This window comes from Methylobacterium sp., assembly GCF_019745455.1.
GTDB lineage: Bacteria > Pseudomonadota > Alphaproteobacteria > Rhizobiales > Beijerinckiaceae > Methylobacterium.
Genome location: NZ_JAIETD010000052.1, coordinates 65,241 through 88,750 on the forward strand (window position 1 = coordinate 65,241; position 23,510 = coordinate 88,750).

26 protein-coding genes and 1 other RNA gene are annotated in these 23,510 nt (G+C 66.5%); 12 read left to right on the top strand and 15 right to left on the bottom strand.

What is annotated here, in order from left to right:
* Positions 1-76: 76 nt before the first annotated feature.
* The 5 genes from K2Y56_RS13135 to K2Y56_RS13155 form a co-directional block, all read right to left on the bottom strand.
* Positions 77-1,027, bottom strand: coding sequence for a protease modulator HflC (locus K2Y56_RS13135; protein WP_292507933.1), 951 nt, complete (start codon positions 1,025-1,027; stop codon positions 77-79).
* On the bottom strand, positions 1,024-2,199 hold the full coding sequence (gene hflK, locus K2Y56_RS13140) for an FtsH protease activity modulator HflK (RefSeq protein ID WP_292507936.1): 1,176 nt from the start codon (positions 2,197-2,199) through the stop codon (positions 1,024-1,026). The genes K2Y56_RS13135 and hflK overlap by 4 nt, the downstream gene beginning before the upstream one ends.
* 218 nt (positions 2,200-2,417) lie before the next feature.
* On the bottom strand, positions 2,418-2,918 hold the full coding sequence (locus tag K2Y56_RS13145; RefSeq protein WP_292507939.1) for a dihydrofolate reductase: 501 nt from the start codon (positions 2,916-2,918) through the stop codon (positions 2,418-2,420).
* Between the two features lie 15 nt (positions 2,919-2,933).
* Positions 2,934-3,728, bottom strand: coding sequence for a thymidylate synthase (locus tag K2Y56_RS13150; RefSeq protein WP_292507943.1), 795 nt, complete (start codon positions 3,726-3,728; stop codon positions 2,934-2,936).
* Between the two features lie 58 nt (positions 3,729-3,786).
* The gene (locus K2Y56_RS13155; RefSeq protein WP_292507945.1) at positions 3,787-4,659 is read right to left on the bottom strand and encodes a CPBP family intramembrane glutamic endopeptidase; all 873 of its coding nucleotides are present in this window, start codon (positions 4,657-4,659) and stop codon (positions 3,787-3,789) included.
* Here K2Y56_RS13155 and ssrA point away from each other — a divergent pair.
* Together ssrA and K2Y56_RS13165 are read left to right on the top strand one after the other, a co-directional pair.
* Positions 4,651-5,037, top strand: a transfer-messenger RNA (tmRNA) gene (ssrA, locus tag K2Y56_RS13160). The genes K2Y56_RS13155 and ssrA overlap by 9 nt on opposite strands.
* Before the next feature lie 73 nt (positions 5,038-5,110).
* The gene (locus K2Y56_RS13165) at positions 5,111-5,758 is read left to right on the top strand and encodes a ClpXP protease specificity-enhancing factor SspB (RefSeq protein WP_292507948.1); all 648 of its coding nucleotides are present in this window, start codon (positions 5,111-5,113) and stop codon (positions 5,756-5,758) included.
* Positions 5,759-5,767: 9 nt separating this feature from the next.
* On the opposite strand, the gene K2Y56_RS13170 is transcribed toward K2Y56_RS13165, so the two are convergent.
* Positions 5,768-7,159, bottom strand: a complete 1,392-nt coding sequence (locus K2Y56_RS13170; RefSeq protein WP_292507951.1) for a cytochrome P450 — start codon at positions 7,157-7,159, stop codon at positions 5,768-5,770.
* A gap of 124 nt (positions 7,160-7,283) precedes the next feature.
* On the opposite strand from K2Y56_RS13170, the gene fumC reads away from it, so the two are divergent.
* The 4 genes from fumC to K2Y56_RS13190 are packed head-to-tail and all read left to right on the top strand — an operon-like array spanning position 7,284 to position 9,305.
* Positions 7,284-8,696, top strand: coding sequence for a class II fumarate hydratase (fumC, locus tag K2Y56_RS13175; protein WP_292507955.1), 1,413 nt, complete (start codon positions 7,284-7,286; stop codon positions 8,694-8,696).
* Positions 8,697-8,698: 2 nt separating this feature from the next.
* On the top strand, positions 8,699-8,890 hold the full coding sequence (locus tag K2Y56_RS13180; RefSeq protein ID WP_292507957.1) for a DUF4169 family protein: 192 nt from the start codon (positions 8,699-8,701) through the stop codon (positions 8,888-8,890).
* Positions 8,887-9,108 carry a ribbon-helix-helix domain-containing protein gene (locus K2Y56_RS13185; protein ID WP_292507960.1) on the top strand — a complete coding sequence of 74 codons (222 nt, stop codon included), beginning with the start codon at positions 8,887-8,889 and terminating at the stop codon, positions 9,106-9,108. The genes K2Y56_RS13180 and K2Y56_RS13185 overlap by 4 nt, the downstream gene beginning before the upstream one ends.
* A complete protein-coding gene (locus K2Y56_RS13190) occupies positions 9,105-9,305 on the top strand; it encodes a DUF2283 domain-containing protein (protein WP_292507963.1) in 201 nt (66 codons plus the stop codon). The genes K2Y56_RS13185 and K2Y56_RS13190 overlap by 4 nt, the downstream gene beginning before the upstream one ends.
* 1 nt (position 9,306) lies before the next feature.
* Here the strand turns inward: K2Y56_RS13190 and glcF are convergent, their stop codons facing one another.
* Entirely contained in the window at positions 9,307-10,692 is a 1,386-nt protein-coding gene (glcF, locus tag K2Y56_RS13195) for a glycolate oxidase subunit GlcF (RefSeq protein WP_292507966.1), read from the bottom strand.
* Between the two features lie 90 nt (positions 10,693-10,782).
* On the opposite strand from glcF, the gene K2Y56_RS13200 reads away from it, so the two are divergent.
* Positions 10,783-11,337 (top strand): pyridoxamine 5'-phosphate oxidase family protein, encoded by a 555-nt coding sequence (locus tag K2Y56_RS13200; RefSeq protein WP_292507969.1) that lies wholly within the window; start codon positions 10,783-10,785, stop codon positions 11,335-11,337.
* Positions 11,338-11,376: 39 nt separating this feature from the next.
* Here the strand turns inward: K2Y56_RS13200 and K2Y56_RS13205 are convergent, their stop codons facing one another.
* The 3 genes from K2Y56_RS13205 to K2Y56_RS13215 all read right to left on the bottom strand — a co-directional run bounded on the left by K2Y56_RS13205 (position 11,377) and on the right by K2Y56_RS13215 (position 15,198).
* Positions 11,377-12,564: an FAD-binding protein gene (locus tag K2Y56_RS13205; RefSeq protein ID WP_292507972.1), complete on the bottom strand. Its 1,188-nt coding sequence runs from the start codon at positions 12,562-12,564 to the stop codon at positions 11,377-11,379.
* A gap of 92 nt (positions 12,565-12,656) precedes the next feature.
* A complete protein-coding gene (locus K2Y56_RS13210; RefSeq protein WP_292507976.1) occupies positions 12,657-14,105 on the bottom strand; it encodes a polysaccharide biosynthesis C-terminal domain-containing protein in 1,449 nt (482 codons plus the stop codon).
* 94 nt (positions 14,106-14,199) lie between these two features.
* Positions 14,200-15,198: a magnesium transporter CorA family protein gene (locus K2Y56_RS13215; protein ID WP_292507980.1), complete on the bottom strand. Its 999-nt coding sequence runs from the start codon at positions 15,196-15,198 to the stop codon at positions 14,200-14,202.
* A 208-nt stretch (positions 15,199-15,406) separates the two neighbouring features.
* On the opposite strand from K2Y56_RS13215, the gene groES reads away from it, so the two are divergent.
* The 4 genes from groES (at position 15,407) to K2Y56_RS13235 (ending at position 18,296) form a co-directional block, all read left to right on the top strand.
* Entirely contained in the window at positions 15,407-15,694 is a 288-nt protein-coding gene (gene groES, locus K2Y56_RS13220) for a co-chaperone GroES (protein ID WP_292507983.1), read from the top strand.
* Positions 15,695-15,781: 87 nt separating this feature from the next.
* Positions 15,782-17,434, top strand: a complete 1,653-nt coding sequence (gene groL, locus K2Y56_RS13225; protein WP_292507985.1) for a chaperonin GroEL — start codon at positions 15,782-15,784, stop codon at positions 17,432-17,434.
* A 142-nt stretch (positions 17,435-17,576) separates the two neighbouring features.
* The gene (locus K2Y56_RS13230) at positions 17,577-17,726 is read left to right on the top strand and encodes a hypothetical protein (protein ID WP_292507988.1); all 150 of its coding nucleotides are present in this window, start codon (positions 17,577-17,579) and stop codon (positions 17,724-17,726) included.
* A 120-nt stretch (positions 17,727-17,846) separates the two neighbouring features.
* Positions 17,847-18,296: a hypothetical protein gene (locus K2Y56_RS13235; RefSeq protein WP_292507991.1), complete on the top strand. Its 450-nt coding sequence runs from the start codon at positions 17,847-17,849 to the stop codon at positions 18,294-18,296.
* 253 nt (positions 18,297-18,549) lie between these two features.
* Here the strand turns inward: K2Y56_RS13235 and K2Y56_RS13240 are convergent, their stop codons facing one another.
* From K2Y56_RS13240 to K2Y56_RS13250, 3 genes are read right to left on the bottom strand one after another with little or no spacing between them, the layout of a single operon-like run.
* On the bottom strand, positions 18,550-19,707 hold the full coding sequence (locus K2Y56_RS13240) for an epoxide hydrolase family protein (RefSeq protein WP_292507994.1): 1,158 nt from the start codon (positions 19,705-19,707) through the stop codon (positions 18,550-18,552).
* Between the two features lie 21 nt (positions 19,708-19,728).
* Positions 19,729-20,634: an NmrA family NAD(P)-binding protein gene (locus tag K2Y56_RS13245; protein WP_292507997.1), complete on the bottom strand. Its 906-nt coding sequence runs from the start codon at positions 20,632-20,634 to the stop codon at positions 19,729-19,731.
* Positions 20,631-20,762 carry a hypothetical protein gene (locus tag K2Y56_RS13250; protein WP_292508000.1) on the bottom strand — a complete coding sequence of 44 codons (132 nt, stop codon included), beginning with the start codon at positions 20,760-20,762 and terminating at the stop codon, positions 20,631-20,633. Before K2Y56_RS13250 ends, K2Y56_RS13245 begins: the two co-directional genes overlap by 4 nt.
* Positions 20,763-20,835: 73 nt before the next feature.
* Between K2Y56_RS13250 and K2Y56_RS13255 the strand changes: the two genes are divergently transcribed.
* Positions 20,836-21,507 carry a TetR/AcrR family transcriptional regulator gene (locus tag K2Y56_RS13255; RefSeq protein ID WP_292508002.1) on the top strand — a complete coding sequence of 224 codons (672 nt, stop codon included), beginning with the start codon at positions 20,836-20,838 and terminating at the stop codon, positions 21,505-21,507.
* 268 nt (positions 21,508-21,775) lie between these two features.
* Here K2Y56_RS13255 and K2Y56_RS13260 read toward each other — a convergent pair whose 3' ends face one another.
* Positions 21,776-22,255 (bottom strand): hypothetical protein, encoded by a 480-nt coding sequence (locus K2Y56_RS13260; RefSeq protein WP_292508005.1) that lies wholly within the window; start codon positions 22,253-22,255, stop codon positions 21,776-21,778.
* Positions 22,245-23,141, bottom strand: coding sequence for an AAA family ATPase (locus K2Y56_RS13265; RefSeq protein ID WP_292508008.1), 897 nt, complete (start codon positions 23,139-23,141; stop codon positions 22,245-22,247). Before K2Y56_RS13265 ends, K2Y56_RS13260 begins: the two co-directional genes overlap by 11 nt.
* Between the last annotated feature and the right edge of the window lie 369 nt (positions 23,142-23,510).

Here is a 23,510-nt window from a genome sequence, read left to right on the forward strand (position 1 = left end):
ATGGAAACAACGCCTTTAGATCGTCCGAGCCATTGCCGCGATCAAGGGTGGGCGGGCGCCCACCCTCGGCGCTGCGTCATCGCGCCGTCGAGCCGGTGGCGCCCGGATCGCGGGCGGCTCGCGGCGCGCCGTTGGGGCTGCGCCCCTGCGGATCGCCGAAGTAGCGGAAGAAGTCCGAGTTCGGGCTGATCACGAGCCGGGTTTCGCCCGAACCCTTGAGGCCGGTCTCGTAAGCCTGCATCGACCGGTAGAAGCTAAAGAAGTCGGCGTCCTTGCCATAGGCTTCGGCGAGGATGCGGTTCCTGTCCGCCTCGCCCTGGCCTCGCAGCGTCTCCGAGGTCTGGTTCGCCTCGGAAAGGATGACCGTGACGTCTCGGTCCGCTTTCGCCTTGATCGTCGCCGACAACTGATTGCCGGTCGCGCGGATGTCGGTTGCCTCTCGATTCCGCTCCGTCTTCATACGCTCGTAGACGGCGTTCGAATTGGCGGCCGGCAGATCGACGCGAGTCATGCGCAGATCGACGATCTGCACGCCGAGATCCTTGGCCTGACGATTCACATCATCCTGGATCTCGTTCATCAGGGCGGCGCGGCCGGTTCGCACGATGGCATCCCGCGTCGAACGCGCGAGCACGTTGCGCAGGGCTGAATTCGTGAAGCTCGCCAACAGGGTGTTGGCGCGAGGGATGTTGTTGGCCGACTGGTAGAACTTCAGCGGGTCGAAGATGCGATACCGAGCGAAGGCGTCGACCTCGAGGTTCTGACGGTCCGCGGTGAGCAGGGTCTGGACCGGCAGGTCGAGGTCGAGAACCCGCTTATCGAAGAGAACGATGTTCTCCATGAAGGGGATCTTGAAATAGAGACCCGGCTTGTCGGTCCCGGTCTGGTTGAGCACGGCCCTCACTCGGCCGAACTGGAGGACGAGTGCCTGCTGCATCTGCCCGACTGTGAAGACAGAGGCATAGAGCGCGACGGCGATGGCGGCGGCGAGGATCGCCGAGCCGGTACGGATGACCTGACCGTTCATCGTGCCGCTCCCGCATTGGCCGAGCCTGGGGCTTGGCGACCGAAATCCGTAAGGGGCAGGACCGGCAACACACCCGCGGCGGCCGCTCCGGCAGTGCCGCTCGCACCGCCCTGATCGATGAGAACCTTGTTCACCGAGCCGAGCACGCGCTCCATGGTCTCGAGGAAGATCCGCTCGCGAATGATGACCGGGGCGACCTTGTAGGATTCATAGACCTGCTGGAACCGGGCCGCCTGACCGGTGGCTTCGGCGGTCGCCTGAGTCTTGAACGCCTCGGCGGCCTGCACGATCTGGGACGCCTTGCCTCGGGCCTGAGGCACCTCGCGGCTCGCATATGTGCGCGCTTCGTTCTGGACGCGCTCGGCATCCTGTTGGGCCGCGTTGACGTCGATGAAGGAGGGTCGAACTTCTGGCGGCGGATTCACCGCCACGAGCTGCACCACCTCGATACGGACGCCGGCGCCGTACTCGTCCAGCGCCTTCTGGGTGATTTCCTTGACCTCCTGAGCGACGCTCGACTGCTCGTTGGTCAGGATCGGCTGAATGTTGCGGCGTCCCACGACCTCGCGCATCGCGCTTTCAGCGATAGCCTTGATGGTGCCCTCGGGATTGGCGAGGTTGAACACGTAGTCGGAGGCTTTCAGCGGATTGACGCGCCACTGCACCTCGAAATCGAGGTCGACGATGTTCTCGTCGCCCGTGAGCATCAGGCTCTCCTCCTGCACGTCACGCCCGCGGCTCTGACTGCCGAGGTTGGGGCGGTAGCCGACCGCGACGCTGTTGACCTGGCCGACATTCGGCTTCTCGACGCCACCGATCGGGTACGGGAAGTTATAGTGCAGGCCGTCGCTGGTCGTATTCGTGTAGCGGCCAAAGATCGTCTCGATGCCGACCTGCTGCGGCTCCACCTTGTAGAAGCCGGTGAGCAGCCAGCCTGCGAGGACAAGGGCGCCTGCAACGAGAACGCCGCGGCCCCCGCCCATTCCGCCGCCCGGCATCACGCCGCGCAGTCGATCCTGTCCGCGCCGGAGCAGATCCTCAAGGTCGGGCGGGGTCTTGCCGCCGCCGCCACCACCGCCGCCCCAAGGCCCACCGCCATTGCCGCCGCCGCCACGCCCCCAGGGCCCTCCCCCGGTTCCGCCACCGCCGCCGCTCTGATTGCTCCAAGGCATTCTGGCCGATCTCTCCTACTCGAGCGGTCGCCTGTCTTCTCGACAGATCCGCCGATACGCATGGGGTTTTGGATGAGCCGCCAGCGGGCGGACACGCGTCCCAAGCACCTGCGTTCGGCGTCTTGGTCCTGTCAAGGCTCGGAAGTGGGCATCGTTAGCGGGAAAGGCAACCGCGACGGCGCCTCCTGCACAATGGGTCGCGGCTACGGATGAAGGAGTCAGGTCAACCGTATCAGGTCGACGAAATCGAACGGGTGGTCGTCATGCTCCGCCGCGGGGTGCCGTTCACGCATCGTTTCACGGAAGGCCGCCCTATCGAAAGGCGGAAATACGGTGTCGCCCTCCGGGCTGGCATCGACCTCGGTCAAATGGATCGCGTCGGCGTGGGGGAGCGCCAGTGCATAGATCTGCGCTCCCCCCGCGACCATCAGGTCATCGTCACCGGCGGCCGCAATCGCCTCGTCCCAATCGTGGACGACGGCGACGCCATCGGCCGTAAATGATGAATCGCGGGTCAGAACGAGGGTCCGCCTACCCGGCAGCGGCCGGCCAAGCGACTCGTAAGTCTTGCGCCCCATCAACAGGGGCTTTCCCATGGTCAGGCTCTTGAACCGGCGCAGGTCGCTGCGCAGGCGCCAGATCAGCTGGTTGTCGCGGCCGATGACGCCGTTGCGCGCGACCGCGACGATGACGACGATTTTGGACTGGGATGCAGACATCGCGAAATGCTCTCTTCAGATCGCGATCGGCGCGCGGATCGCGGGATGAGGATCGTAGCCTGCGATCGCGATGTCCTCGAAACGGTAGGCGAAGAGGTCGCGCACCTCCGGGTTCAGAGCGAGGCGCGGCAGTGCTCTCGGCTCGCGCGAGAGCTGGAGCCGGGTCTGCTCGACATGGTTGCGGTAGAGGTGGGCATCGCCCAGCGTATGGACGAATTCGCCGGGCAGTAGACCCGTCACCTGGGCCATCATCGCCGTCAGGAGCGCATAGCTCGCGATATTGAATGGCACGCCGAGGAAGACATCGGCCGAGCGCTGGTAGAGCTGGCAGGAGAGGCGCCCCTCCGCGACGTAGAACTGGAACAGGCAGTGGCATGGCGCGAGCGCCATCCTGTCGAGGTCGGCCGGGTTCCAGGCCGAGACCACGAGGCGCCGCGAATCCGGGTTGCGGCGGATTTCGTCGAGGACCCAGGCGATCTGATCGATGGAGCGCCCGTCGGGCGTCGCCCAGGAGCGCCATTGGCGGCCATAGACCGGCCCGAGATCGCCGCTCTCGTCCGCCCATTCGTCCCAGATCGTGACGCCGTGGTCCTGAAGGTAGCGCACGTTGGTGTCGCCCGAGAGGAACCACAGCAATTCATGGATGATCGAGCGCAGGTGGAGGTGCTTCGTCGTCACCAGGGGGAAGCCTGCGGCGAGGTCGAACCGCATCTGATGGCCGAAGACCGAGAGGGTGCCTGTGCCGGTGCGGTCGTCCTTGGAGACACCATGTTCGAGGATGCGCGCGAGGAGTTCGTGATAGGCGATCATCGGGGACCCTGGATCTTTGACCCAGGCGATACCGCGATCGGCGGGAACTGGCGAGCCGTCACCGGGCCTCCGGCCACAGGACATAAGCCACGACCGCCATGTTGCTCCAGGCGTGAAGGACGATGCAGGGCCAGAGGCGCCCGGTGCGCCAGCGCAGCCAGCCGAGGAGAAGCGCGAGGGGCAGCAGCGAGACCGGGCGCGCGATGCCGGCCTGCGAGACGTGGGCGAAGGCGAACAGGAATGCGGTGGCGATCACCGCGGCGGCAGGCGCCATGTAGGCCTTCGCCTTCGCGAAGATCTCGCCCCGCATGAGGAGTTCCTCGGCGAGGGGCGCCAGGATCGCCGCGTAGATGAGCCAGGCGACGATGGCGGGGACGGGCATGCCGGGAGCGAGCCGGACATGCCGGCCGAAGGGCGTGGTGAAAGCCTCTGCGACCCCGTTCACCCACAGGATATGGAGGAACGGCCATGGCAGGAGAATCGCGAGCAGATGACCCGCCCGCAGGCCGGGCGGGCGTACGCGCTCGATCGCCAGGGTCTCGCGCCACCTGACCCTGTCCCGCAGGATGACCGTGCCGATCACGAGGACAGCCAGAATCACCTGTCTGACGACGTCGACGGCGAGCTCGCGCATCGCCAGCGCGCGTGGAAACAATCGCGGACGCTGCCCCTCGGCAAGGAATGGGTCTATCCCGTCGATGAGGTCGCCGCCCACGCGGACCAGCATGAGCGCCAACAGGCTTGCCGCGGCAAGGTAGAGGAGCGCCAGCAGGGTGATCACGCCGAGGCCCAGGAGTCCACGCCAGAGTACGGCGAAGCGCGACAGAGATGCGGCGTCGCGCCGCGCTTCCGCCATGGGCAGCCCGGTCTGCTGCGCGTTTCCAGCAACAGGCGCGTCGTCCGGCACCAAGATCGCATGATCGGGCTTCAAAACCGACCGGACTCCCTCTATATTCCTCTAGCCGGCCGCAAGGTCGGCTATGGCGATAAACGGTCTTCGAAATAAACCTATCGGACCCGGGGGCGGTACCCGGCGCCTCCACCAAGACCCAGGGCCTTTGGACGCAACGTCCGCAGAAGGGTCATCTGCCTGGGTTTCGGCGGGGGCGAAATAGGATCGACGAGGGCGTAAAGGTTGAGCTTTCGCTCGGCATGGTTCCGCCGTTATCGGGCCTCTGCAATAGTTGCCAATGACAACTTTGCTCCGGTGGCGGTGGCCGCGTAAGCGGTCCCCAATACCAAACGAAGTCCTACCGGTTAGCATCGGATAGGCGGGGTTCGGAGGCACCTGGCAACAGAAGCCTCCACTTTAACGTTTATATGCGATCCGGTGCGCTCGACTGCGCGGAACGACCGGCAGGCACCGGGCAGGGCGACCGACGATGGCAGACGATCTGATCCGCTACGATCTCCTGGTTCAGGACGCGCTGCGCGGCGTCGTCCGCAAGGTTCTCACCGATGCCGCCCGCGAGGGCCTAGCCGGTGACCACCATTTCTACGTCTCGTTCCGCACCGAGGCTCCGGGCGTGCGGATGTCGCAGCGCCTGCGCGAAAAATATCCGCAGGACATGACGATCGTCCTGCAACACCAATTCTGGGACCTCGGCGTCACCGAGCACACGTTCGAGGTCGGCCTGTCGTTCTCCGGTGTGCCGGAGCGGCTTTTGGTACCTTTCGATGCGCTGACTGGGTTCTTCGATCCGTCCGTCCAGTTCGGGCTTAAGTTCGATCTCAATGACGGATCGGAGGAAGCCGGCGATGTGGATGGTCCGCAAGCGGCCGCACCGAATGGCGTGCCCCGTGGCGCGGCCTCAGAACCCGCCGAGCTGAAGCCGAAAACGGCCGGCCAGGGCAACAGCCTCACCCCATTCGCTGGAGCTCCAAAGCTCCTGCCCGCGGCGGCGCAGAACGCCGAGGACCAGAAGGGCACTCGTCCTGTGGTGAAGAAGCCTGAGGCGGCTGAAAACACGACGCCGTCGGAGAACAGTGCGGAAGTCGTCAGCCTCGACGCTTTCCGCAAGAAGAGCTGAACGGCGGCTTCAGCCCCGGTTCGTCACGCTCATCCGTAATCCGCTTTCCGGCCGCAGCGTCACGCGCTGGACCGGGATGATCGGGGCGTGACCCTCGGGTAGTCCGAACCGCACTGCCCTCACCAAATGTGCGAGCACAAGAGCCGCCTCCTGCAGCGAGAAGCTCTGGCCGATGCAGACCCGCGGTCCGGCTCCGAAAGGCAGGTAGGCGAATCGCGGGATCGCCGAACGATTCTCTCCCAGAAAACGATCCGGCACGAAGGCCCCTGGATCGTCCCATAGCGTTCGATGGCGGTGAAGGACGTAGGGCGCGACCATCACCAGCGAATTCCGCGGGATCTTGATTCGGCCTATCCGGTCCTCCGCGATGGCCTGGCGGCTCATAAACGGCACCGGTGGGAACAGGCGCATCGTCTCTTCCATCACCGCCTTCGTGAAAGGCAGGGCGTCGACGTCGAAGTCGCCCTCCCCCGCCCCATCGACCTCCTCCTCCAGCCGCCGCAAGCTGACGGGATCCTGAGAGAGGCAGTAGAGCGCCCAGGTCAGGGCATTGGCCGTTGTCTCATGGCCTGCCGCGATGAAGGTGACGATATTGGCCTTCACCTCCAGATCGGTGAGGCCCTTACCGGTCTCCGGGTCCTGGGCCTGCAATAGCAGGGTCAGGAGGTCGGCCGGCGCGCTGCCGGCCGCCATGAGGGCGCGCCGCCTCGCGATCAGTTCGTCGACCACCTCCTCGAAGAAGCGCGTCGCCGGACGTGCCCGGAGCCGTCCAATGCGTGGCACGAAGCTCGGCACGCCGAACACGTCGAGGGGGTCGATCGGCCCGACCGCCTCGAGGAAGCGGGTGATGGCGCGGCCGAGGGCATCGGGATCGCTGGAGAGGCCTTGTGTGAAGATCGTTCGCTCGAGGACGTCGAGAGTGACCCGTGTCATTTCCAAAGCGATATCGACCGTGGCGCCGTCGCGGCGGCACATACGGCGCGCGATGCGGGCGCCGGCCGCGTTCATCGCCGCCGCGAAACCCTGGACGTGGCGGGCGGAGAAGATCGGCGCCAAGGTGCGCCGCTGCAGGCGCCATTCCTCGCCCTCGGCGGTGAGGAGGCCGTTGCCGAGGCCTGGTGCAAGGACGCGGCGCTGCAGGTCGTCCTTGCGGTAGTTGGCGGCGTTGTCGACATAGAGATAGCGGATCAGCACCGGGTCGCTCACTACCGTCACGCGCCCGAGCGCACCCTCCCCCGCCACGACAGGTTGCGTGAAGTGCTCTTCGAGCCAGGTCGTGATCGGATTCGCCCGGACGGCTTTGAGGAACCTGAACAGGCCCGGCTGCTCGCGCAGAGGCGGTGGGACGACGGGACGGAACCGCGTTCCCACATCGCCGCCGAGGGTGATCGCTTCGGCCATTCAGACTCCCTGTCGACACGCGACGGATTGGCGTCGATGTTGCGGCGCGGCGCCCGGACGGCATCGCGCTTGCGCGTCACACTCGATAAGTAGGGTCGCACGACCCCCGACCTAAGAGGCCACGATGTCGCCGCAGGACACTTCCGCCACCCGCACCGAGTCGGACACCTTCGGCCCCATCGAGGTTCCGGCGCATCGCTACTGGGGTGCGCAGACCCAGCGCTCGATCCAGAACTTCAAGATCGGCACCGAGCATATGCCGGCGCCGCTCGTCCACGCCCTCGGAATCGTGAAACAGGCCGCGGCCCTGGTGAACCAGGATCTGGGCGGTCTCGACCCCAAAGTCGCGGGCGCCATCGCCGAATCGGCGGCGGAGGTCGTCGCCGGCGATCACGACGAAGAGTTCCCGCTGGTCGTCTGGCAGACCGGCTCCGGAACGCAATCCAACATGAACGCCAACGAGGTCATCGCGAGTCTCGCCAACGAGCGGCTCGGAGGCAAGCGCGGCGGCAAGTCGCCGGTCCATCCCAACGATCACGTCAATCGGGGCCAATCCTCCAACGATGTCTTCCCGACCGCCATGCACATCGCGGTCGCCCGTGAGATCCAGAACCGGCTGATGCCGGCCCTGACCCATCTCCACGGCGCCCTCGACGCGAAATCCAAGGCTTTCGCCGATATCGTCAAGATCGGCCGTACCCACCTTCAGGACGCGACGCCGGTCTCCCTCGGCCAGGAATTCTCCGGCTACACCGCCCAGGTCGCCCTCGGCAGCGCCCGCGTCGCCGCGACCCTGCCCGGCGTGCTGGCTTTGGCACAGGGCGGTACCGCGGTCGGCACCGGACTCAACGCCCATCCCGAATTCGCCGAGCGCTTCGCCGCCAAGGTGGCGGAGCTCACTGGCCTGCCGTTCACGTCGGCCGAGAACAAGTTCGAGGCGCTGGCGACCCACGATGCCCTCGTCTTCACGCAGGGATCGTTGAACGCGCTCGCCGCCGGCCTGTTCAAGATCGCCCAGGACATCCGCCTGCTCGCCTCCGGCCCGCGCTCGGGCCTCGGCGAACTCTCGCTGCCCGAGAACGAGCCCGGCTCCTCGATCATGCCCGGCAAGGTCAACCCGACCCAGGCCGAGGCGATGACGATGGTCTGCGCCCAGGTCATCGGTAACGGCACCACGGTGAGCTTCGCCGGCAGCCAGGGCCATTTCGAACTCAACGTGTTCAAGCCGGTGATCGCAAACGCGGTACTGCAATCGGTGCGGCTTCTCGCCGACGCCGCGGTGAGCTTCACCGACAATTGCGTCGTCGGAATCAAGGCCAACGAGGATCGGATCGCCGACCTCATGAGCCGCTCGCTGATGCTGGTGACGGCCCTCGCCCCCTCGATCGGCTACGACAAAGCCGCCGAGATCGCCAAGACCGCTCACAAGAACGGCACCACCCTGAAGGAAGAGGCGCTCCGGCTCGGCTACGTCACCGAGGAGGAGTTCGAACGGGTCGTGCGCCCCGAGACCATGTTGGCGCCGAGCGCGGAATAGCGATGGCCGAGATCATCAACCTGCGGGCCGCGCGCAAGGCCAAGGCGCGCGGCGAGAAGGAGGCCAAGGCGGAGGAGAACCGCATCCTCTTCGGCCGCCCGAAGAAGGCCAAGACCCTGGCCGAGAGGAAAAAGGCGATCGAGGTCTCGCGCCACGAGGGGCATAAGCTCGTCGGGCGGGACGAGGAGGGGTGAGCACCGGCATCGCCAAGCGCTCGGTCATGATCGCCGGCCACCGCACCAGCGTCTCGCTGGAGGCGCCGTTCTGGGAGGCCCTGCGCGAGATCGCGGAGACCCGGCAGCAATCGGTGCAGGCACTGATCGGCGAAATCGACGCCGAGCGCGGCGGGCAGAACCTGTCCTCCGCGATCCGGGTGTTCGTGTTGGCGTCCGTGAGGAGTCCGCCGAGATGAAGACGAGCTACGACTCACAGGTCGACGCACTCTACCTCGGCTTCTCCGATGACGTCATCGTCGAGAGCGAGGAGGTTCGCCCCGGCATCATCTTCGATCTCGATGAAGAAGGTCGTGTCGGCGGCATCGAGATCCTCGACGCCTCGCTCCACATGGCTCGCGGCGCCGACCTGAAAGCGCTGGCCGACGCGGCGTAGGCTATTCCGCCGCCGCCAGCACCTGTCGATCCGCCAGCCCCTCCAGCGCTACCGGCTTCGGCCCGCCGGTCGCCCAGTCCAGCAATTCCGCCGTGTGGACGATCGGGATCGTCGTTCCGGTGCCGATCTGAGTGGCGCAGCCGATATTGCCGGTGGCGATGAGGTCGGGCCGCATCCGCTCGATATTGGCAACCTTCCGGTCCCGCAGCCGTGCGGCGATCTCGGGCTGCAGGATGTTGTAGGTGCCGGCCGAGCCGCAGCAGATATGGCCCTCGGGCACGTCCTTCACGGTGAAACCGGCGCGCTTCAGGAGGTTCTTCGGCTCGGTGCGGATACCCTGGCCGTGCTGCATCGAGCAGGCCGAATGGTAGGCGACGACGAGGTCGGTATCGATGACGGGCGGCATCAGGCCGACGCTGGCCATGTATTCGGTCACATCCTTGGCGATGGCCGAGACCCGCGCCGCCTTCTCGGCATAAGCCGGGTCTTCCCGAAACATGAAGCCGTAATCCTTGATCGTCGTGCCGCAGCCCGAAGCAGTGATGACGATCGCGTCGAGACCCGCGCCGTCCATCTCGGCGATCCAGGCGTCGATGGTACGCTTGGCGGTGGCGTGGGATTCCTCGCTCTTACCCATGTGGTGGGTGAGCGCGCCGCAGCAGCCTTCACCCTTGGCCTGCACCACCTCGACGCCGTGCCGGGTCAAGAGGCGGATCGCCGCCTCGTTGAAATCCGGGCGCAGCACGCTCTGGGCGCAGCCCCGTAGCAGGGCGACGCGGCCGGCCCTGCCGGGACTCGCCTCGCCCTGCAGCATGGCGCTTGCCTCCCGCGCCCTGGTGTCGGCCGGGAAGGTGCCGGGGCGGTCGCTCGGGATGCGGTTGGGCAGCTGCGCCGGGGCGAGGTCTAGCATCGCGGCGAGCCGGTTTCCCACCCGCGGCAGCCGGGCGACGAGAGGCCGGAACGGGCCGCCGATCTTGGCGCCGAGAAGGGCGAGCCGGAACCGGTTCGGATAGGGCAGGATGAAGGCGAGCACGCTGCGCAGGAGGCGATCGCTCAAGGGGCGGCGGTACGTCTCTTCGATATGCGTGCGGGCATGGTCGACGAGGTGCATGTAATGCACCCCCGAGGGGCATGTCGTCATGCAGGACAGGCACGAGAGGCAACGGTCGACGTGGCGGACCACCTCCGCCGTCGCGGGCTTGCCGCCTTCGAGCATGTCCTTGATCAGGTAGATGCGGCCGCGCGGTGAATCGAGCTCGTCGCCGAGCAGCAGGTAGGTCGGGCAGGTGGCGGTACAGAAGCCGCAATGGACGCAGGTGCGCAGGATCTTCTCCGACGTCGCCATGGCGGGGTCGGCGAGCTGCGTCGCGGTGAAATTGGTTTGCACGGCGTTGCCTCGGTGCTCTTCTCTCGTTTCTTCTGAGAAACGTTCTTACACCAAAATCCGCGTCCGTCGGCGACGCGCGGGAGAGGGTTCGTGGCCAAACAGTTCGACAGCATCGAAGAAGCCCAACGGGCCTTCATTGCCCGCCAGCGGATCTTCTTCACCGCATCGGCTGCGCCGGGCACGCGGGTGAACCTGTCGCCACGCGGCACCGAGGCGTTCCGCGTCCTCGGACCGAACGCCGTCGCCTATCTCGACCGCACCGGCAGCAGCAACGAGACGGCGGCGCATCTCCTGGCCGACGGGCGCGTCGCGGTGATGTTCTGCGCCTTCGAAGGGGCGCCGAGAATCCTGAGGCTCTATGGGCGGGGGCAGATGCTCGCCCGCGGCAGCGCGCCCTATCGCTCCCTGCTGTCGGACGCCTTCGGCGGAACCGATCCGAGGGGGACGCGCCAGATCCTGAGGATGAGCGTCGATCTGGTCCAGACCTCGTGCGGCTACGGCGTGCCGCTGTTCGATTTCGTCGGCGAACGCGAGTCGCTCGATCGCTGGGCCGAGGCGAAGACCGACGAGGATCTCGAAGCCTACCAGCGCCTGAAGAACACCCGCAGCATGGACGGACTTCCGACGGGGCTGTTCGCGGACTGACCCGGACCTTCCTTGCCGAGCAAACCCCATAGGAGCGGTTCACACCCCCGCATACATGCGCCCGGGGTTGAACAAACCCGCCGGGTCGTGCGCCGCCTTGATCCCGGTGGTGATCCGCATCAGCGGCCCAGAGAGCGGTTCGAACACGTCCAAGACGGCCCGGACCGGGTCGGGTGCCCGGATCAGGGTCGCGTGCCCGCCTTGCGTCCGGACTGCGCCGCGCACGAGAGCCGCCCCGGCGTCGCCCTCTGCGGACGTGGAGAGCCAGATCAACCCGCCGCCCCAATCGTAGAACCACCGCGCCTCACGCTCTGCCGCAACGGCGGCTGCGAGGGCCGGCCCTCTGCCCGGCGCGGTGGAGATCCGCCAGATCGCGGCCTCGCGCGGTTCCGCCAGAAGCCCAGCATCGCGTATATCGGCCCAGAGCGCGAGGCCGGCCTCGTGTTCGATGACCTCGGGCGCGCCGTATCGCTTGAGCAGGCGGCGCAACTCGCCGAGTCGGTATTCGACCGAACCGGAGAAGCCCTCGACCCGCATCAGCGTGCGCGCCTCGGAGCCCCCGATTCCGGCTGGCAGATGTGCGGCGCCGGTGAGTTCGAACGGGGAGCCGAGTGCGGCGCTCAGGGCCTCTATGGCGCGGGCATCGTCGAGGCCTGAGAAGACCAGCGTCGCGGTCCGCTCCTGAACCGGGAGCACCTTGAACGTCACCTCGGTGAGGAGGCCCAAAGTGCCCCAGGAGCCGGCCATCAGCTTGACGAGGTCGAGGCCGGTGACGTTCTTCATCACCCGGCCGCCGGACTTGATCGCCTCGCCTCGCCCGTTGACGAAGCGCACGCCGATCAGGCTGTCCCGGGCCGCTCCCGCATTGATCCGCCGCGGGCCGCTATTGTTGATCGCCGCCACCGCGCCGAAGCTCGGCTCTCCGGACGAGCCCATCAGGCGCCGGTAATCCATCGGCTCGAAGGGCAGCATCTGGCCACGCTCGGCGAGCAGGGCCTGGACCTCGGCGAGCGGCGTGCCGGCGCGGGCCGCCACCACCATCTCGGCGGGCTCGTAGAGGGTGATGCCGGTGAGGCCCGCGGCCGAGAGGGTCGCCTCGTCCTGCGCCGGACGCCCGATCCCCGCCTTGGTGCCGCCTCCGACGAGGCGCAGGCGTTCCGACCGGGCCGCCGCCTCGCGCACGATCTCGGCTGCCGCACCCTCGTCGCGAGGTTGGTATGAACGCATCGTTTCCTGCCCTGACGGGGCGCGTTCGCGCTCCCGAACTTCGTTTTAAGGAGGTTCAGGCTGGAATGCATCCGGATTTCAAGGCGCTTGCCTCACCCCGCCGGGAGTACGCGGCGGGTCCGCCACCGTGCCAGGACGATCTCGCGCAGACCCGCGATGTCGAAGTACCAGACGAGGGCGGCATAGATGGCGCCGCCCGCCGGTATGCCGATGCCGAGGGCGAGCCAGGGCGCGGCATGCCGGAGTGGCGTCAGGCACAGCCCCATGACCAGGGTCGCTAACGCGGCGGCGGCGAGGTCACGCCAGGGCAGCACGAGACGCTCACGCCCCGCCAGGGCGCGGCTGCCGAGGACCAGCATGGCGGCCGCCATGCCTGCGCTCTGCGCCGCCGCCACGCCTTCGGCTCCCATGAGCGGCGGAAGCAGAACGAGGCCGAGAGCGTTGACGGCGAGCCCGACGAGCGCAGCACCGATAACCGGCATCGTTCGCCGACGGATCTGGAAGACGGGGTTGAGGGCGAAGTTGGTGAGTGCCAAGCAGAACAGGCCCGGAATCAGCAGCGCCGCGTAGGTCGCGAACGGTCCGCGAAAGGCTTCCGGGATGACGAGTTCCTGAAGCGCCGGGAGCACGGTCCAGAAGCCGGCGGCGCAGGGCAGCATCAGCGCCACCACGATGGCGGCGTTGCGTCCGATCTGCGCCTCCGCCGCGGCGCGGCCGTGGTGCTCCTCGGCCTGGACGGCGAGCTGGAACAGCAAAAGGTCGAGGGCGGTCCCGAGCGTCCCGAAACTGCGCGAGGCGACATCGGCCGCGAGGGAGAAATAGCCGGCCTCCGCGAAGCCGGCTTGGTCGGCGATCGACCAGCGGTTCAGGAACGGCAGGAACTGATAGATGCCGTTCGCCGCGATGAGCGGCAGGCCGTAGACGAGGAAGAGCCTTTGCGCCTCGGACAGGCGCGGGTGTTCCGCAGCTGTCGACGCATCACGGAGCGGAGCGCGCAGGATCGCCACCGCCAGGAGCTGGCTGACTCCGCCGGCCAGCAGCACGTAGATCGGCTCAGGGTAGAACCAGGCGACGCTCGTCATGGTGACGAAGGCCAGGAGGTTCTTGGCCGCGACGAGCTTCAGGTAGAGGCCGCCATCGAAGCGCGCCCGCGCCAGGGCGGCGTGATAATCGAACAGGCCGATGCCGATTGCGACGAGGGCCGTCCCCGCCATGATCGCGGCGCGGCTCTGCGGGTCGCGGCCGAGCCAGAAATCGAGCCCGCCGACGAGGATCGCCATGGCGAACAGGCCGATCGCGACGATGAAATAGGCCCGGTCGAGCCCGTGCCGGATCCAGGGCTCCTCGATGCGGACCCTGCCGGAATAGAACCGCGTCGCCGACAGGCGCAGCCACTCGAACAGCAGGGTGTTGAGTACCACCGCCCCGGCGGAGGCCAGGGCGAAGACCCCGAACTGCGCAGGCCCGAGGAGCTTCGCCACGATGAGGCCGACCACGAAGTTGAGGCCGGCATTCAGGATGAAGGCGACGATGACGGCCATGGGCTCGGGCTTTGCGGGTCGGTCGCCGGCTCGGGGGAGACAGCCTTGGTCTAGCCGAGGTGTCTGAGGAATCCCCTAAGCCCGCCTCCCTGGGTCAGAACCAGCCCCGCCGCCAGAAGAACAGGATCGGCACCAGGGCGCTGATCGCGATCAGGGTGAGGCCGTAGGGGTAGCCGTAGAGCCATTCGAGTTCGGGCATGTGCTTGAAGTTCATGCCGTACATCGAGGCGATCAAAGTCGGCGGCACGCCTACCACCGAGACGACGGTGAGGACCCGGAAGGTGTTGTTCTGCTCGATGTTGATGAGGCCGAGGGTGGCGTCGAGGAGGAACTGGACGTTCTCCGACAGCCGGATCTCGAACTCGTCGAGCGAGGCGATGTCGCGCCGGATTGTCTCGAAGCGCGGCCCCTGCTCGGCGCCGAGCACGACCTCGCACTCGCCCCCGACGAAGGGGAGGATGCGTTCGAGCCCAAGCAAGCTGGAGCGGATCTTGCCGAGTGCCTTACCGCGGCGGCCGATGCTGCGCAGGATCCGGCGAAGGGCGACGTCGCGGCGCCGCGGGCGATGGTCGCTCGATGCCTTGCCGCCGCTTTTCACGTCGAAGTCGAAGATGCGGGTCGACAGGGTGTCGAGGTCGGCGCCCATCTCCTCCAGGGCGTCGGCGAGACTGTCGACCAGCTCCTCGATCAGCAGCAGGAAGATCTCCGTGCTGTTGGCGCAGGCGCCGTCCTGCTCGGCGATGCGCTTCTTGACCTCCGCGAAGGCGCGCAGGTCGTGAAACCGGATCGTGACGAGGTGGTCCTTCGTCAGCACGAAGCCGAGGGGCTTGAGAAGCGAATCCACCTTGTCGAAGGTGATCATCGGGCTGCTGAGCGAGAGCCCGTTCTTCAGCCGCCTCAGCCGGCTCGAATTCTCGACCTCGCTGAGCGCTTTGTATGATGGCACGCGAATGCCGGTGGCGGTCTCGACCGCCTGAGCCTCTTCGGCGCTCGGATCTTCAAGATCGATCCAGACCGCCTTCGCCGGCAAGCACGCCGTCCCGGACGGTCCGGATTGCTCGACCGCACCGAGCGGCCCCTGGAGGCTCATCATGGCGGAGCGGGAATCCTCTTCAAGGTCTGGGGAAAAATTTCGCGGCCGCGACGGCTCAGGGCCGGGGCCTCGTCTTGACTCGGCGCGGCCATGCGCCTAACTCCCGGCCCGTCGCTGGCACTCACCGATCGAGAGTGCTAACGGCTCGGGTTGAGCGCCTTGAGGCCGCATCAACGCCATCCACGAATTTGAAGCAAGAGGGCAGCTCATGAAGTTCCGTCCGCTGCACGACCGTGTCGTCGTCCGCCGCATCGAAGGCGAAGAGAAGACCAAGGGCGGTATCATCATCCCGGATACCGCCAAGGAGAAGCCGCAAGAGGGCGAGATCGTCGCCGTCGGACCCGGCGCCCGCGACGAGTCCGGCAAGGTCAATGCGCTCGACGTCCGCGTCGGCGACCGGATCCTGTTCGGCAAGTGGTCCGGCACCGAGGTCAAGATCGACGGTCAGGACCTCCTGATCATGAAGGAAACCGACATCATGGGCGTCGTCGCCTAAGGTCGGCTCCACCCGGTTCTTCCCCTGCCCTTCGCAGGTGCCGCCGATCAAGGCACCTCGGGGCATCACCTCATGAGGATCTGACACATGGCATCGAAAGAAGTACGCTTCGGCTCCGACGCCCGCGAGAAGATGCTGCGCGGCGTCGACATCCTGGCCGACGCCGTCAAGGTGACGCTCGGCCCCAAGGGCCGCAACGTCGTCATCGAGAAGAGCTTCGGCGCTCCGCGCATCACCAAGGACGGCGTCACCGTCGCCAAGGAGATCGAGCTCGCCGACAAGTTCGAGAACATGGGCGCCCAGATGGTGCGCGAAGTGGCCTCGAAGACCAACGACATCGCGGGTGACGGCACCACCACCGCGACCGTCCTGGCTCAGGCGATCGTCCGCGAAGGCGCCAAGTACGTCGCCGCCGGCATGAACCCGATGGACCTCAAGCGCGGCATCGATCTGGCCACCTCCGCGGCGGTCAAGGACATCATCGCCCGCGCCAAGAAGGTCGCCTCGTCCGAAGAGGTCGCCCAGGTCGGGACGATCTCGTCGAACGGCGACAAGGAAATCGGCGAGATGATCGCCCATGCGATGCAGAAGGTCGGCAACGAGGGTGTCATCACCGTCGAGGAGGCCAAGACGGCCGAGACCGAGCTCGACGTCGTCGAGGGCATGCAGTTCGACCGCGGCTACCTCTCCCCGTACTTCATCACCAACGCGGAGAAGATGGTCGCCGAGCTCGAGGACCCCTACATCCTCATCCACGAGAAGAAGCTCTCCTCGCTGCAGGCGATGCTCCCGGTTCTCGAGGCCGTGGTGCAGACCGGCAAGCCCCTCGTCATCATCGCCGAGGACATCGAGGGCGAGGCGCTCGCCACCCTCGTGGTGAACAAGCTGCGCGGCGGCCTCAAGGTCGCGGCCGTGAAGGCTCCGGGCTTCGGCGATCGCCGCAAGGCGATGCTCGAGGACATCGCGATCCTCACCTCCGGCCAGATGATCGCCGAGGACCTCGGCATCAAGCTCGAGAACGTCACCCTGCCGATGCTCGGCCGCGCCAAGCGGGTCCGCATCGAGAAGGAGACCACCACGATCATCGACGGTTCGGGCGAGAAGTCCGACATCGAGGCCCGCGTCGGCCAGATCAAGGCGCAGATCGAGGAGACCACCTCGGACTACGACCGTGAGAAGCTCCAGGAGCGCCTCGCCAAGCTCGCTGGCGGCGTCGCGGTCATCCGCGTCGGCGGCGCGACCGAGGTCGAGGTCAAGGAGAAGAAGGACCGCGTCGACGACGCGCTCAACGCCACCCGCGCTGCGGTGGAAGAGGGCATCGTCCCCGGCGGCGGTACCGCCCTGCTCCGTGCCCGCGAGGCCGTCCGCGTCCTCAAGAGCGACAACCCGGACGTCCAGGCCGGCATCAAGATCGTGCTGAAGGCGCTTGAGGCTCCGATCCGCCAGATCGCCGCCAATTCCGGCGTCGAGGGTTCGATCGTGGTCGGCAAGATCACCGACAACACCGACTCGATCACCTACGGCTTCAACGCCCAGACCGAAGAGTACGTCGACATGATCCAGGCCGGTATCGTCGATCCGGCCAAGGTCGTGCGCACCGCCCTGCAGGACGCCGCCTCCGTGGCCGGTCTCCTCGTCACCACCGAGGCGATGATCGCCGACGCTCCCAAGAAGGAGAGCGGCGGCGGCGGGATGCCCGGCGGCGGCATGGGCGGCGGCATGGGCGGCATGGACTTCTAGGAAGTCCATACGCCCAAGACCATCACGGGACGACCAAGCCCGGCAAGCCGGGCTTGGATGGCGGCATGGACTTCTAGGAAGTCCATACGCCCAAGACCATCACGGGACGTCCAAGCCCGGCAAGCCGGGTTTGGACGGCGGCATGGACTTCAAGGTCCGGCCTTCCATCAAGCCGAAACGAGGGGTCGCTGAAAAGCGGCCCCTTTTTCGTTTGGGGGTGTTCGTTGGACTTCAGACCAGCGGCAAGCCGTTCCTCGCCTGCCCTCTCAAGACGGCGCGCCCGTTGCATTGAAGGCAACCTGCGCTGGCGCGGGACAATGACGCTTCTCGTCTTTGAAATCGCGACATGACTCGAAGGCCCCATCATTCGCGACGTCGGTCCATTCTCCGGGCAGTCCTCGCTGGCGCCGCATTGGTTGCCGCGATCGACTCGCTGATTGCGGAGTACGGACCCGGGTTTGCTGCGATACTCGACGTGTGCGAGGCGACCAGTCTGGAAGAGGCCGCGATCCGCGGCGGTCGTCTGGGCTGGCCGGTCGCGCCCGAGGACCGCGACTGGCGCGCCGGCTTCGAGCGCTACGAAGGTGGCACTGTTCGTGTCGTCGGCTGGCGCCGGGGCGCACGCGGGGAAGACGGACTGCTATCATACTGGGTGGCGTCCGGGCCCAACGCGCGCACGGCGTGCGCCTTCTCCACGGACCGTCCTCACCTCTTGGGAGCGTTGCGAGATCGCTTCGGCGCCCCCGATACGTTCGAGGAGCAGGGCGACATCGTGAACGCATACCGGCGCCGCGGCGGTCTCGAGGTGTCTTTCACCCGAATTGGAGCGAGCAGCAGCCTCAGCGTAGCGAGGCGCGGCTGAGTGACATGCGTCTGATAAGTGTGGCGAGCGGCCTCTGGCCTTTCGCCCGAATACGGACCTTCCAACTGCGACCAAACCTTGCCGTGCAAGGTAACCCCAATGTTCCCAGAAGCAGTCGTTCGCGACTCGTCCGCCTTGGCGGGCGCATCGGCATCGGTCTTCCTTCCGTCGCCTCGACGAAGTTGTGTGATGGCTCAGGAGTGCGCCCTCGTCGGCGCGCGAACAAGTCATCGCCCGAACCTGCGCCGGACTCTCATCGGCGCATCAGGCGAAAACTCGCCCGAACATGCTCCACGAACGTCGCCGGGTTTTCCATCGCTACGAAGTGCCCTCCCTTCTCCGCCTCGGCGAAGAAGCGGAGATCCGCGAAACGTTTTTCCGCCCAGCGGCGGGACAGGCGTACCTGCTCGCCGGGGAACATGCTGACGCCGGCGGGCAACGGTACCGGGGCGGCCGGCATGCCCCTTCTCATCTCCTGCGCGGCTTCCCAATAGAAGCGTGCGGAGCTCGGTCCGGCGTTGGGGAGCCAGTAGAGCATCACGTCGTCGATCAGGTGGTCGAGCGGGATCACCCGTTCAGGTTGGCCACCGCTGTCGGTCACATCCTGGAACAAGGCGTAGATCCAGGCCGCCAGGCCCACGGGCGAATCCGCGAGCGCGAAGGCGACCGATTGCGGCCGGGTGCTCTGCACTTTCATGTAGCCTGCATAGTCGCGCTGGTAGCGCTCCGCGCCGTCCAGCATTCTCCGCTCCTCCGGCGTCGCGTCCGCAACTTCCTCCTCGGTCGGTTGGAACAGCACCATGTTGAGGTGGATGCCGGCTAGGCCGGGTGCGCGCATATGCGCCAGCACGGTCGTGACGCCGGCCCCCCAGTCGCCACCCTGCGCCATCCAGCGGTTCGCGTAGCCGAGCCGCCTCATCAGTTCGGCCCAGGCGGACGCCGTACGTCCGACACCCCAGCCGGGTTCGCTCGGCTTTTCGGAGAAGCCGAACCCCGGGAGGGCCGGGATCACGAGATGGAACGCGTCGGAGGCGGCGCCGCCATGCGCGACCGGGTCGCTCAAGGGGCCGATCACGTCCCGAAACTCCAGCACCGATCCCGGCCATCCATGCGTCAGCAGAAGCGGCGTCGCGTCGGATTCCGGGGATCGGACGTGCAGGAAATGGATGCCGAGGCCGTCTATGACGGTGCGATGGCTGCCCCAACCGTTGAGCAGCGCCTCCGTCGGCCGCCAGTCGTAGGCGTTCCGCCAGCGCTCGACTAACGCGCCGATGCCATCGGTTCGAGGCCCCTGAGATCCATCCCTCACCGTGCCGGCATTCGGCCAGCGGGTATGGGCGAGGCGGGACGCCAAGGCGTCCAGCTCGGATTGCGGAATCTGAATCGGGAAAGGAGTGATTGCGTCGCTCATGGGAATTCCGGATTCCGCGGTTCAGACGATGGAGGCCAGGACGGCCTCGGCACGTGTCCAATCGGTCTTGCCGTAGCGATCGTTGTCGAGCGGCGAGAGCTTGCCGCGCCCGCTCGACATATCGCGGAGGTATTGCATTCCCTGCGAAGCCGGGAACGGGGCGTCGCTCTTGGGCGACAGCGTTCGTACGATGTGGATCAGGGCGCTCAACCGACCGATCCCACCCGCCCGCAACGGCTTCCATTCCCGGTGATCGAGGCGCGTCATCAGGGCGGAAAGGTCCCGGGGACTAACCTCGTCGCCCGCGATGCGTAAGAAGCGGGGTGCTACACGATCCAACGCCGCGTCGGCGGTATAGTCCGCGACATCGTCCTTGCTGGTGAAGTCGAAGACCTGGTCCAAGTCGCCCCAGTAGAGGACACGGCGGATCTTGCGCAGGACGATCGGCGCCTCCCCGGTCAGGAGATCGGCGAAGGCCCCGTTGAGGATTGAAGTGGTCCGGATCGGAGCGGCATCAACGCGCGCCATGAAGGCGCGGCGCAGGTCCATGTTCCGGTTGTCGCCTGGCCGTGTCAGGGTGAAGTCCAGGGAAAAGTCGGACGGGATGAACCGCGGTACCTCCGCGATCACCGCGGCGTCGAGCAAGCGTCCCTGCAGGTCGAGCATGGTCGGCTCCAGTCCATTGAGGGCCGAAACGACGCATTCCGCGCCTGAAAGCGCCCGTGCGAGCGCGGCCACGTCGGCGAAATCGACCGGCACGGGCGTCGCGCCGCCGGCACGCAGGACGTCCTGCGTCGCGGGGGGCGTGCCGTTGCGGATCAGCGTGCGGACGTGGACCCGACGCCGGGCCAGCGCCGCCAGAATGCGACCGCCGAGATCACCCGTCGCCCCCACCAGCGCGACCGTCCGCCCGGTTACGCCGATCACCGCCGGACCTCGCCGTCGTTGCCCATCGGGTGGCTGGCTGGGGTGGCACGCCCGAAATGCATCACAAGCCGTGCCGGATCTCGCTGGTTCATCATTTCTTGCAGGATTTTCAGGGGCATGTCCGGCATCACTCAATCCTGATCCATAAACTGAACAGAACCGTTCAGTTCCGTTGAATGAGGCTTTGGCCTATATGGACCGATGATGCAAGCACCTTCCGATCCGCCCTCTGTTGAGCCCAAGGTCCGTCGTGGACGCGGCGGCCGACCCTCCGCCGAGCAGTCCGGCGAGGTCGACCGCCGGATCCTTGATGCGGCCACGGGCTTGTTTCTCCGCCTGGGCTTCGACGCCACAAGCTGCGACCAGGTCGTGGCCCAGGCGGGTGCAGGAAAGGCGAGCCTCTACGCCCGTTACGCCAACAAGGAAGAGCTGTTCGCCGCAGTCGTCAAACGAATGGTGGACCGGACGTTGCTGCCGTCCAGCGATGTGCCTTGGCACCTGCCCCTTCATGACCGTCTGCACGCGGTCGGAATCAAGTTGCTGTCCCACGCGCTGAGCTTCGAAGCGGTCGCGCTGATGCGGGTGGTCGTGACGACTGCACACCGAATGCCGGAACTGGCTAGGCTGACCGATCGCATAGGGCGGGATGGCGGGGTGCGCTGCGTCGCCATGGCGATCGCCGGCGAAGACGCGATGCCTGAAGCGATCGACCGTGCCGCGATGGTGGCCAGCAAGTTCATCGATCTGGTTTTCGTTCCCCACCAGATGCGCGCATTGATCGGCGACGATCTAGCGAATCTCGAAGCGGAAGCGCCGCGCAGGATCGACGATGCGATCGACCTTCTCGCGAAAGCCGGATGGCTTGCGTCGTAACCGCCCGACGGATTTCCTTTTGCTCCGTCCTGGCTTTCGTCCGATCTATTCCGAGAAAGCCGACGATCCTCAGGAGGGCCGCAATCGCCACTCGCGAGCCCAACCCTGACCAGCGGCTATCAGCCAACCCAGTCGTCCGCCTGCCCCTCATCAAGTATCCAGAAGCGGACCTTCAGGCCGTCTGCGATCGGTCGGAAGCCGATCGTCCCAACTGCCAGATTTCACCTATCGAAACCGTCGCCAGTCGCAGCGCGCACAGGACGCACCCCTACCCGCCCTTCTTCGCCTTCTTTGGCTTCGGATCGTAGTCCTTGCCGTCCCAGTTCGCCGCGAAGGCGGCGCTGCCGAGGGCGCGGGTCGAGCGCAGCGTCTTCGTTGCGTTCGGTTTCGGTTCGGCGCCCGGCGCGGCGGGTCTGGCCACGGGGTTCGTGCCGGCGGCCAGGGACACGAGGTGCCGGCGCGGCCAGTCCGCGGCAGCGGTCTTGAGGTCGGGGTGATTCTTGTCGAGGCGGGAGACGAGGTTCTTCGCCTCCGCGTCGCTGAGGCCGTCGACGACGAGCGAGAAGCTCTCAGGTCCGAGGCTCCCGCGGATCAGGCGCAAGCCCGTCACCGACATCGATCTCGCTTTGAGCTGCTTGATGACGAGCGCCCTCCCCGCCTTCGCGATCTCGGCGCCGATATCGGGGAACGCTTCGGGGCGGGTGGCGATGGCATTGAGAATTGCGAGGCCGTCCACGTCAAGCGCCACGGAGAACTCCCTTCACTTCCTCGACGAGGGGAATGAGGATGCCAGAGACGTGGGGGCCGTACTTGCCGGAAAAGGTCGGCGTCGCCTCCCGGGGCATCAGCGCCTCCGATAGGGCCGCCGCCTGCGGGATCCGCGTGCGCAGGAGAACGAAGCCGGCATCCGCAGCCGACGCCTCCGCTTCGAGCCGCAGCATCGTGCTCTGATGCTGGCGGACCTGCTGCTGGTAGCGCGTCACCAGCACATGCGGCAGGCGCTTGGGTGCGATGGGGCCCCGCCGCTTGGGGCTGGACCGCCAGATCGTCTGGACGAAGGCGTCGAGGCCATAAGTCGAGAGATAATCCGGGATGGAGGTGACAAGGACGAGGTCGGCGGCGCGTACCGCGATCTCGGTCATCGGCGAGATGCCGGGCGCACAATCGAACAGAATGTAGTCGTAGGTCGCAGCGAGCGGCACGATGTCGTCGTGGAACATCCTCAGGAGTTGCTCCTCGATCGCGTGCATCGAGAATTTCTTGCCGGTGAGCTCGTAGATGAGTTCGCGCTCGACAAGGCGAAGATACGGTCCCGCCGGCAGCAACGACAAGGCGAGAGGCGCGCCCCGATGCGTCGTCAGGCTGACATTGCCGCGGATGCGCGGCGCCAGGATCGGCTTCTCGCCGCGTATGAGCTTGAGGGCAAGATAGGCCTCGAGCGTGCGCCCCTTGGCGATCATCTCGCCGAGGATCTCCTCGCCGGCGAGGCAGACCGAAACGCTCGCCTGCGGGTCGAGATCGGCCACGAGCACATGCGCTCCGTCGGCTGCGAGGGCCTCGGCAAGCATGACCACGGTCGTCGTCTTGCCGACGCCGCCCTTCATGTTGGCGACCGCGATGAGCTTGCCGGTCATGCGGCCGCCTTCTGCCGAAATTCGGCACATCAAGCGTCACCGGCTGCGTTCAACGTCGCCTTCAAACACCCATTCGCTTGCGATCGAGCCGCCGGCTGGCGCTCCAATCTTCTGATCGGGTGCTCGCCGCTCAAAGCCAAGGCCTCGCGATGGATGTTGCACGCGCGATCCTCCAGCAGGCCTGCCGAGATCCGTTTCCGAAGTGGGCTCGGATCGGCATGAAGGGTCATAGCGCGGCAAGAGCGATTCTTCGTTGTCCGCGCGAACCGCAGATGAGGCCGCCGGTTGCTGAATAGCTTAGCCTTATTGGGCGCTCCTGCCAGAGGGAAAACGAAGCGCGTGTGTGGAATCGTCGTCCCTGTCGCAGAT

Bases quoted from the DNA above. Each gene is read 5' to 3' on its own strand.
- hflK (WP_292507936.1), bottom strand. From the start codon at position 2,199: ATGCCTTGGAGCAATCAGAGCGGCGGCGGTGGCGGAACCGGGGGAGGG.
- fumC (WP_292507955.1), top strand. From the start codon at position 7,284: ATGTCGCCGCAGGACACTTCCGCCACCCGCACCGAGTCGGACACCTTC.
- K2Y56_RS13205 (WP_292507972.1), bottom strand. From the start codon at position 12,564: ATGCGTTCATACCAACCTCGCGACGAGGGTGCGGCAGCCGAGATCGTG.
- K2Y56_RS13190 (WP_292507963.1), top strand. From the start codon at position 9,105: ATGAAGACGAGCTACGACTCACAGGTCGACGCACTCTACCTCGGCTTC.
- K2Y56_RS13255 (WP_292508002.1), top strand. From the start codon at position 20,836: ATGATGCAAGCACCTTCCGATCCGCCCTCTGTTGAGCCCAAGGTCCGT.
- K2Y56_RS13165 (WP_292507948.1), top strand. From the start codon at position 5,111: ATGGCAGACGATCTGATCCGCTACGATCTCCTGGTTCAGGACGCGCTG.
- K2Y56_RS13170 (WP_292507951.1), bottom strand. From the start codon at position 7,159: ATGGCCGAAGCGATCACCCTCGGCGGCGATGTGGGAACGCGGTTCCGT.
- K2Y56_RS13210 (WP_292507976.1), bottom strand. From the start codon at position 14,105: ATGGCCGTCATCGTCGCCTTCATCCTGAATGCCGGCCTCAACTTCGTG.
- K2Y56_RS13215 (WP_292507980.1), bottom strand. From the start codon at position 15,198: ATGATGAGCCTCCAGGGGCCGCTCGGTGCGGTCGAGCAATCCGGACCG.
- groL (WP_292507985.1), top strand. From the start codon at position 15,782: ATGGCATCGAAAGAAGTACGCTTCGGCTCCGACGCCCGCGAGAAGATG.
- K2Y56_RS13240 (WP_292507994.1), bottom strand. From the start codon at position 19,707: ATGAGCGACGCAATCACTCCTTTCCCGATTCAGATTCCGCAATCCGAG.
- K2Y56_RS13250 (WP_292508000.1), bottom strand. From the start codon at position 20,762: ATGCCGGACATGCCCCTGAAAATCCTGCAAGAAATGATGAACCAGCGA.
- groES (WP_292507983.1), top strand. From the start codon at position 15,407: ATGAAGTTCCGTCCGCTGCACGACCGTGTCGTCGTCCGCCGCATCGAA.
- K2Y56_RS13180 (WP_292507957.1), top strand. From the start codon at position 8,699: ATGGCCGAGATCATCAACCTGCGGGCCGCGCGCAAGGCCAAGGCGCGC.
- K2Y56_RS13150 (WP_292507943.1), bottom strand. From the start codon at position 3,728: ATGATCGCCTATCACGAACTCCTCGCGCGCATCCTCGAACATGGTGTC.
- K2Y56_RS13145 (WP_292507939.1), bottom strand. From the start codon at position 2,918: ATGTCTGCATCCCAGTCCAAAATCGTCGTCATCGTCGCGGTCGCGCGC.
- K2Y56_RS13135 (WP_292507933.1), bottom strand. From the start codon at position 1,027: ATGAACGGTCAGGTCATCCGTACCGGCTCGGCGATCCTCGCCGCCGCC.
- K2Y56_RS13265 (WP_292508008.1), bottom strand. From the start codon at position 23,141: ATGACCGGCAAGCTCATCGCGGTCGCCAACATGAAGGGCGGCGTCGGC.
- K2Y56_RS13230 (WP_292507988.1), top strand. From the start codon at position 17,577: ATGGACTTCAAGGTCCGGCCTTCCATCAAGCCGAAACGAGGGGTCGCT.